Below are 8,137 nucleotides of genomic sequence, written 5' to 3' on the forward strand. Positions count from 1 at the left end.
CAGGCGAATGCAATTGCGGGCACCAAAACTGCAACCAGACCAACGATCCGAACACCTGTCATTTCGTGTAAGCTGACAACCCCGACCACCAGCACAGTCAATAGCGCCAGCAACGGTAACATTGTGGCCCATGTTCCACTTGGCTCGGTTCTTACCGGCTTCACCGTTTTTGCAATCTGGCAATTGGCTGTTTATATTGAAAAAGGGAGCTTAGTATCATTGATTTTAGGGGCTTTTGGTGCGGGAATAGCATTTTCGACCAAAGGACAGATCGCCTTACTCGTCATAGGACTCCCATTACTGTGCCATCTGGCTTATACCGGAAAGTGGAAGGTCTTGTTACACTGGAAAGTGATCCTGGCTCTAGGGGTCTTTGTTTTGACCATCAGCCCAATGCTCTATGCTTACTATCATCAGTTCGATCTGCATCCTGAAAAGGTTATCAGGGGAAAGGGTAACCGTAGTGGTCTGTTTTTTATTTTTTGGGAACAGAGCTTTGAAAGACTTAGCGGTGAAGGTGTAGGGAAGAACAGCAGTGATTATTTCTTTTTCTTTCACACTTTTCTCTGGGTTTTCCTGCCATGGACAATCATCGGGATTGTTGGCTATTGGAATCAATTACGCACTTTTATTAAGTTGCATTTCAGAAAAAATTCCAAACACGAGTTACTTACCGTGGGAGGAATAAGCCTTCTATTTATTATCATAAGTTTTGCCCAGTTTAAATTACCACATTACCTGAATATTCTTATTCCTTTGTTTTCTGTTTTGGCCGCGGCGTATCTGGTATCGCTTAAAAAGCGGGGTAGGACCAAAGCACTCAACCTGGTTCTGGCCGGGCAATATTTCATTTTGGGCCTTGTATTTACAGTTACAGCCTTTATATGTTTTTATGTATTTGAATGGGACAGCTGGCTGGCTTACCTTCCTCTCTTTATGGGGTATGGTGTTGTTGCCTATTTTATTGTGAAAAAAGAGGCACCTTATGTACGTATCATCACTATTTCTGTCCTGGCTTCCGTACTGCTGAATGGGGTTTTAAATCTTCATTTCTACCCGGAATTATTAAACTATCAAGGAGGTTCTAGCATGGCGGCAATTGTGAATAAACAAGAAATACCTGTTGACCGAATCTATAAATTATCCGAACGTCATACCTGGGCCTTGGATTTCTACAACGAACATCCGGTTCGCATATCCACAGCTAATGAAATCGGATCCTTATCAGATGTCTGGGTGTATACGACAGAGGCAGAGCTGACCGAACTAACTATGTCTGGAATTGTTTGGGACAGGGAATATGATGTTGATCAATTCAGGATCACTCGCCTTCAAGGAAAATTTTTAAATCCCACAACCCGTCCTTTAATTTTAAACAAGATGTATCTCCTGCACATAAAATAATGACCTGTGGCTATGGTTTTATGTTCAGCTTTGGTTTCCTAAAGTGATACCAGATACCTAGCAAGGAAATAAAGGCCGTGATCAGGAAAAAGAGCATACTAATGCCCACTGACCGGTCTTCTTCCAAACCCAACCAAAGTGCACCATATAAGAATACTAATTCTCTGCTACCTATGCCTCCAATGGTCAATGGGAGTACCGATACTATAGAAGAGATCAGGAAGATAAAGAGATATTCTATGGTGGACACCTGAATGTTCAGTGCTTGTAAGATCATTAGAACACAACCCAGCTGTGCCAGTTGAACAAAGGAAGATAAGACATTAGAGCGCCAAAAAACAGGTAGTATATAGGTAAAAAATCGCTGCTGAATCCCCCAGAAAATAATGATACTCAAGGGAATGCACAATCCTATAAGCCAATTAAAAGGAAGCAATTCAGGAACTTCTATGGTAACTCCGAGGATACATGCAAAAACGAAGAGTAAGAGGAGTCCGCTGAGGCGATCCATAAGGAGTACTGCCACCACTTTTTTAGTAGGTACCTCAAAATGTTGTTTTACATAGTACCCTTTATAGGCGTCGCCTCCAATGCCGCCTGGCAGGAAGAGGTTGTAGAACATTCCCAACAGATATAATTTGAGGTTGCTTTTTTGAGTCAATAACACACCTATTTCATGAAAATATAAGTTGAGTCTATACGCAGCTATGACCTTGGAAACTATAAAGAACAACAAGGCGCCAAAAACATACAAGGGCTGCGACCTTTTAACGACGGTAAGCACCTCTGAAAAAGGGATTTTTGTAAAAATAAAATAGAGTAGGGCCGCACTTATGGCTACTTTCAGGAGGGTGATCCCCTTTTTACGAAAGTTCTCCACCTATGCTTATATTTTTGATCCTGTAAGGTCTTTTGCTTTGGGATTCGTAATAGGTTCGGATCAGGAGTTCCATAACGATCCCTATAGTAAAGAGCTGAATTCCTCCCAGGATAAACATCATACCAAAAATAAGTAGCGGTCTATTCCCAATATCCTCTCCCATACCCAATTTTATTATCAGCAGGTAAAAATTGATCAGAATACCTAACAAAATAAGTAGCACCCCTAGTATCCCAAATAAGTGTATGGGACGTTGAAAGTACTTACGAATAAACAATAAGAGCATCATATCTGCTACAACCTTAAAAACTCGTTCCAAACCGTATTTGGATACTCCGGCATGCCGGGCATGATGTTTTACAGGAACTTGTTTTATCTGAGCCCCTTCTAGAAAGGCAAGTAAGGTTATAAAGCGATGCATCTCACCATAGAGATTGAGATCCTTGGCAATGTCTTTTGTGAAGACCTTTAAGGCGCATCCGTTATCCTTGATATCTAATTTGGTGACCCGTCTTACGAGGAAATTAGCGATCTTGGAAGGGATCTTTTTGACAAGTGAATCCTTTCGTTTTTGCCTGATACCTGTCACCACATCAAATTCTCCATCTAAGGCATAACTCAGCATCTGCGGAATATCACTTGGATCGTTTTGCAGATCTCCATCCATGGTGATAATATATTCTCCCTGAGCATAATCTAGCCCGGCAGCCAGGGCCAGGCTTTGCCCGTAATTCTTTTTTAGAGCCAGCAGATGAACCTTTGGATCTTTCATGTTCTTAATTACTGAGCGGGTCTTGTCCTGGGAAAAGTCGTCTACGTAAATGATCTGATAGGTATATCCTTCGAGGCTTTCATGGATCTTCTCGGTGAGCAGTGCTACGTTTTCCTCTTCATTATAAAGCGGTACCACGATAGATAGGAGTGCCTGGGTATTAGGGTTCATGAAAGCGGGTTGTTTGCTGGCAAATTTAGGTTTTTTATTTAAGACCTTTTGCATACAGTTCTAGAAGCTTTTCTGCAGCCCTGAACGGGGAAATGGTATTATTTTCTACCTCTTTTTGTAGTGGGTTCATTGCTTTTATAACGGCTTTCTGACCGTAGAACTGTTGTTTTAGAAGGCTTTCAACCGTTTGATGGAACCAATAGGTGTTTTGAGATTTCCTTTTACTGGAAAAATAACCGCCAGCCTTGTTTTTACTTTGGTATTCGCTGATCATTTTCCAGATCTCAGGTACACCAGCACCGGTAATAGAGGAACAGGTAAGTACCTTAGGGGCCCAATCGTTTTCTTTGGGTGGATAGAGGTGGAGCGCCCTTTCAAACTCAGACCTGGCCCTGTCTGCCCTTTTAATATTGTCTCCTTCAGCTTTATTGATGACAATGGCATCTGCCATTTCCATGATGCCTCGTTTAATACCCTGAAGTTCGTCACCGGCCCCAGTAAGTTTTAACAGTAGGAAAAAATCAACCATACTGTGTACAGCCGTTTCACTCTGTCCTACGCCAACGGTTTCCACCAGGATGACATTGTACCCTGCTGCTTCGCACAAAATAATGCTCTCCCGGGTTTTTCTGGCCACCCCACCCAGGGAATCGCCGGAAGGCGAAGGTCGGATAAAAGCGTTTTTATCTTTTACCAGTTGTGGCATTCTGGTTTTATCTCCCAAAATACTCCCTTTGCTTACTGTACTGCTGGGATCTACGGCTAATACGGCTACCTTCATACCCATCTCAGTAAGCATTGTTCCAAAGTTCTCAATAAAGGTGCTTTTCCCTACACCCGGAACTCCGGTGATGCCAATACGAAGAGTATCTTGGGTTCTTGAAAGACATTTTTCAATGATCTCATAGGCTTTTTCCTGATGGGCTGCCTGTGTGCTTTCCACCAGGGTTATGGCCCTGGCGAGGAGTGCTTGATCTCCTTTTAAGATCCCATTTATTAGAGCAGGAACAGAGGGCATTTGCGCCCTTTGATTCTTTACAAAAGAGGCGCTCTTATCACCTATGTTCTTTTTTACCCCCAAGTCTATTGATTAATGGGTACCTGAACCTTGGTAGTATCCCAGGCAAAAGTTAGGAATAGCCCATTGTACTCCTCAAAACTGATAGTGAAGCTTTCCTGGCTTTGTGTCATATTAATGACGGGGACTTCAACTGTTAACACATCTGTTTCAGGATTCCATGTAGCCTCCGATCCTCCGCTGCTTAGGGTTGCGCCCCAATCCGGGATCTCACTGTTAAAGATAACAGTCCAATTGCTTTCTTTTGGTTTTGTCCAAAGGGAATAGTTGCCGGCCGGTAAAGTCTTTCCCATGATCATTAGATCTGTTTTGGTCTCAAAACGGGTAGGTTCATTTGCCCCTGTTCGCCAAACTTTGTCATAGGGAACAAGCTCTCCAAAGATCACTCTGTCTTTTTTAGATGGGCTACTGTAGTTTACCAGGAGGTCATACCCACCTTCCGTATATGTAGTAGTGGTCTCCGGACTATTTTTTTTGGTTTGAGTTCTTAAAAAAGGCATAGCTACAAAATAGAAGAGTAGAGCCAATACGGCTAGAATGCCAATGATCCATTTTAGTGCTTTCATAATTATATAGGTTATTATTTCTAGGTACCTAAGGTACTAAATCGAATGTAAAAAAGGATTCATTGATATATGTTTCTCCCGGTAAGAGTAAAGAGGAAGGAAAGGAAGGCTGATTTGGTGCATCCGGATAATTTTGTGTTTCAAAACAAATGGCTGCCAGGTCTTCTGGGGTGTAGACCACTAAGGCCGGTTGATTAGAGCTTACGCTCAGTTGTATCCCAGATCTTAATGAGCGAACGATAGCCAATGGTTTTTTGGCAGGGTCTACTACATAGGGTGTGTCTAATCTTAAATTTTCTATCCTTTTAGGTTGTCTAAAGTCGAATTTGGTGTTTTCAACAAGTTCGATATGTCCTGTGGGGAGCAATTTTTCGTCCGTAACGAGTCTTTTTTCACTCTGTATCTGTAACACAAGATCATCTAAAGTAGTTTCCTCGTCTAGCTTAAAATAGGAATGATTGGTCAAATTCACTATGGTGGGCCGGTCTGTGGTAGCTTTATGAAGTATCTTGAGAGAATTCCCCAAAAGCTGATAGGTCACATTTACGATTACTTGGCCCGGGTAGCCCTCTTCCAAATGTGGACTTATATATTGGTAAGTAACACAAGGATCTGGCGCCTCAGAATGATCTATAAGCTTCCAAAACCTTCGCCCAAATCCTTGTTGGCCGCCATGGAGATGCACCCCGTCTTCCTCAAAGATCTGATAGGTGGTCTCAGCAATACTAAATTGACCTTTTGATATTCTGCCAGCAAATCTGCCCACACAAGCTCCTAAAAATCGATGGTCTTTTAGATAGTCCTCGGGCGATTCAAATCCGATGGCGCAATTGTGTTCCCTGCCGTTTTTATCCTTGATAAGAATTTTTTGGACGATGGCCCCGTAGTCTAGTGTTGTAAGGCCTATTAGATCGTTATTTATAGTAACTTGATGCAAAAATATAGTTTAAAATTTACCTAAATGTAGGATATTTTGCAACATCCCCTTTTTTATTTCGTCTTTTAAACAATAGCAACAGAACCGAGCTTGGAAACTAATCAAATGATTCGTATTGATCTGGTAGAGCGCTGTAAGCAGCACGACAGAAAAGCACAACTCGGCTTGTACAAGCAGTATTGTGATGGCATGTTCTGTGTGGCCATGCGTTTTGTGAACAACAGGGATGATGCAGAAGATGTATTGCAAGAAGCTTTTATTAAGGCATTTCAAAAGATTCATCAGTTTAAGGGTGATGTAACCTTTGGGGCCTGGCTAAAACGCATCGTGATCAACAAGAGTATCGATTTTTTAAAAACAAGAAAAGAACGAGCTGTGGAAATTCAAGAAAACACCTTGCAGATCGCAGAGGATCAGGATTGGACGATAGATGAGGAGGTTTCTGTGGAAGAGGTGAAAACTGCGATGACAAAATTGCCCGAAAAGTATCAGTATGTATTGCAACTATACCTGTTGGAAGGATATGACCACGAAGAGATCGCACAAATCCTTGGACTATCTAATACGGCAAGTAGAACACGATTATTAAGAGGAAAAGGCTTTTTAAGGGCCATATTAACAAACAAAAAACATGAAACAGGATCTTAGAGAAATATTTAAAGCGGAACGCGTTAAAAAACATCAGCTGAAAGAAGGTCACGAAGCACGATTTACAAAACGGTTGGAGGAGGCATTCCCAGAAACTAAAAGATCACGATTCTACCTTTTTGGGATTGCAGCTTCAGTGGTAGTATTAGTGGGACTTAGTTTTGTATTCTTTCAGAACACAGCTACTGAAGAACCTGCCAAAACCGTGGTGATCCCAAATAAACCTGTGCACCAGGGAATCTCACTGGGGGACCTTTCACCAGATCTTAAGCTGGTGGAGACCTATTACGTTAATTCTATCAATTTGGAATTAGCCAGCCTGGAAATGTCGCCGGATAATAAAGTAGTGGTAGACGATTTTATGGGCAGGATCTCAGAGTTAAATAAGGAATACAATTTACTTAACAACGAATTAAATGAAGTGGGCCCCAACGAACAAACCATAGGAGCCCTAATAAAGAATTTACAATTGCGCTTACAGTTACTATTGAAATTAAAAGAAAAACTACATCAATTAAAATCATCAGAAAATGAAACAGCTACTACCAATAATGCCTAGGATCCTTGTTCTGGGAATGCTCTTTTGGAGCATACAAATGGTTGCTCAAAAGCAAACCAAAACCTATAGTGAAAAGTTCAATGTAGGAACAGACGCCGTGCTCGATATCAATACAAGCTATGCAGACATTCAATTTGAGACCTGGGATAAGAATGAGGTGTCCGTTGAGGCCAGCATAGAGCTCGATGGGGCCACGGAAGCGGAAGCTGAGGCCTATTTTAAGAATTCGGGCATCAAGATCTTAGGGAACAGCAATATTGTTGAAATTAAGACCTATGGCAATAACAACTGGCCTATGAGAACATCTTTATGGCCTCCGGATCCGGCTAATCCCATGCCAAGGATTGCCCCTTTCCCTGATATGGAAGCCCTGTTTATGGACCTTCAAATCCCGGAAATGCCTCCCATGCCGGAAATGCCACCTATGCCTCCAATTCCCAATGTCAATTTTGATTATGATGCCTATCAAAAGGATGGGGAGAAATATTTAAAGAAATGGAAAAAGGAATTCAACAAGAATTTTGACAAAGAGTACCAGGAGGAAATGGAAGCCTGGGGGAAAGAATTTGCTGCGCGTGCTGAGGCCAAGCAAGATCTGATGCAAGAGCGCAGAGAGGCCATGGAAGAGCAGCGAGAAGATATGAAGCAACAACGGGAGGAAATGCGTGAACAATCCATGATAATGAGAGAGCAGGCTCAAGAAGACCGAAGAAGAGCCATAAAAGATGCGCAGGAAGCCAGGGAAAAAGCACTCTTCGAAATGAGAGATACAGATGCACCAAATATCTTTTATCACTCCGAAGATGGGGAGTCCAGAAATTATAAGGTAAAGAAGACCATAAAAATAATAATGCCAAAGTCGGCTACCTTAAAAATGAACGTTCGTCACGGGCAAGTAAAATTAGCTGCCAATACGAAAAACATGAATGCAAGCTTTGCATACGCAAGCTTGCAGGCTACAACCATTGAGGGAGAAAGGACGAAAATCACTGCGTCCTATTCACCTGTAAAGGTGGCCCAATGGAAATATGGCAATTTGAACACCAGTTTTTCGGAAGCAATAGAACTAGATGTGGTGACGCAATTAACGCTAACCACCACCTCTTCAGAAGTGGTCATTAA

At 42.0% G+C, this 8,137-nt stretch carries 9 protein-coding genes; 4 read left to right on the top strand and 5 right to left on the bottom strand.

Annotation, left to right across the window (positions count from 1 at the left end; translation table 11 throughout):
• The coding region (locus tag Q0X72_RS12320) for a glycosyltransferase family 39 protein (protein ID WP_297765913.1) at positions 1-1,404 on the top strand (1,404 nt) is incomplete at its 5' end.
• Positions 1,405-1,414: 10 nt separating this feature from the next.
• Here the strand turns inward: Q0X72_RS12320 and Q0X72_RS12325 are convergent.
• From Q0X72_RS12325 to Q0X72_RS12345, 5 genes are read right to left on the bottom strand one after another with little or no spacing between them, the layout of a single operon-like run.
• Positions 1,415-2,284: a lysylphosphatidylglycerol synthase transmembrane domain-containing protein gene (locus Q0X72_RS12325; protein WP_297765916.1), complete on the bottom strand. Its 870-nt coding sequence runs from the start codon at positions 2,282-2,284 to the stop codon at positions 1,415-1,417.
• Entirely contained in the window at positions 2,268-3,227 is a 960-nt protein-coding gene (locus tag Q0X72_RS12330) for a glycosyltransferase family 2 protein (protein ID WP_297765919.1), read from the bottom strand. The genes Q0X72_RS12325 and Q0X72_RS12330 overlap by 17 nt, the downstream gene beginning before the upstream one ends.
• A gap of 34 nt (positions 3,228-3,261) precedes the next feature.
• A complete protein-coding gene (gene meaB, locus Q0X72_RS12335) occupies positions 3,262-4,308 on the bottom strand; it encodes a methylmalonyl Co-A mutase-associated GTPase MeaB (protein ID WP_297765922.1) in 1,047 nt (348 codons plus the stop codon).
• A 2-nt stretch (positions 4,309-4,310) separates the two neighbouring features.
• Positions 4,311-4,871 carry a DUF2911 domain-containing protein gene (locus Q0X72_RS12340; RefSeq protein ID WP_297765925.1) on the bottom strand — a complete coding sequence of 187 codons (561 nt, stop codon included), beginning with the start codon at positions 4,869-4,871 and terminating at the stop codon, positions 4,311-4,313.
• A 28-nt stretch (positions 4,872-4,899) separates the two neighbouring features.
• On the bottom strand, positions 4,900-5,808 hold the full coding sequence (locus tag Q0X72_RS12345; protein WP_297765927.1) for an aldose epimerase family protein: 909 nt from the start codon (positions 5,806-5,808) through the stop codon (positions 4,900-4,902).
• A gap of 105 nt (positions 5,809-5,913) precedes the next feature.
• On the opposite strand from Q0X72_RS12345, the gene Q0X72_RS12350 reads away from it, so the two are divergent.
• The 3 genes from Q0X72_RS12350 to Q0X72_RS12360 form a co-directional block, all read left to right on the top strand.
• A complete protein-coding gene (locus tag Q0X72_RS12350) occupies positions 5,914-6,456 on the top strand; it encodes an RNA polymerase sigma factor (protein ID WP_297765929.1) in 543 nt (180 codons plus the stop codon).
• Positions 6,440-7,015, top strand: coding sequence for a hypothetical protein (locus Q0X72_RS12355; protein ID WP_297765932.1), 576 nt, complete (start codon positions 6,440-6,442; stop codon positions 7,013-7,015). Before Q0X72_RS12350 ends, Q0X72_RS12355 begins: the two co-directional genes overlap by 17 nt.
• Positions 6,987-8,137 (top strand): hypothetical protein (locus tag Q0X72_RS12360; RefSeq protein ID WP_297765935.1); only part of this gene is annotated, 1,151 nt, incomplete at its 3' end. The genes Q0X72_RS12355 and Q0X72_RS12360, both read left to right, overlap by 29 nt.

The sequence above is a fragment of the uncultured Muriicola sp. genome (assembly GCF_947258935.1).
In the GTDB taxonomy this organism is placed as follows: domain Bacteria; phylum Bacteroidota; class Bacteroidia; order Flavobacteriales; family Flavobacteriaceae; genus Muriicola.

Coding starts and splice junctions, on each gene's coding strand:
- Q0X72_RS12330 (WP_297765919.1), bottom strand. CDS start 3,227: ATGAACCCTAATACCCAGGCACTCCTATCTATCGTGGTACCGCTTTAT.
- Q0X72_RS12340 (WP_297765925.1), bottom strand. CDS start 4,871: ATGAAAGCACTAAAATGGATCATTGGCATTCTAGCCGTATTGGCTCTA.
- Q0X72_RS12350 (WP_297765929.1), top strand. CDS start 5,914: ATGATTCGTATTGATCTGGTAGAGCGCTGTAAGCAGCACGACAGAAAA.
- Q0X72_RS12355 (WP_297765932.1), top strand. CDS start 6,440: ATGAAACAGGATCTTAGAGAAATATTTAAAGCGGAACGCGTTAAAAAA.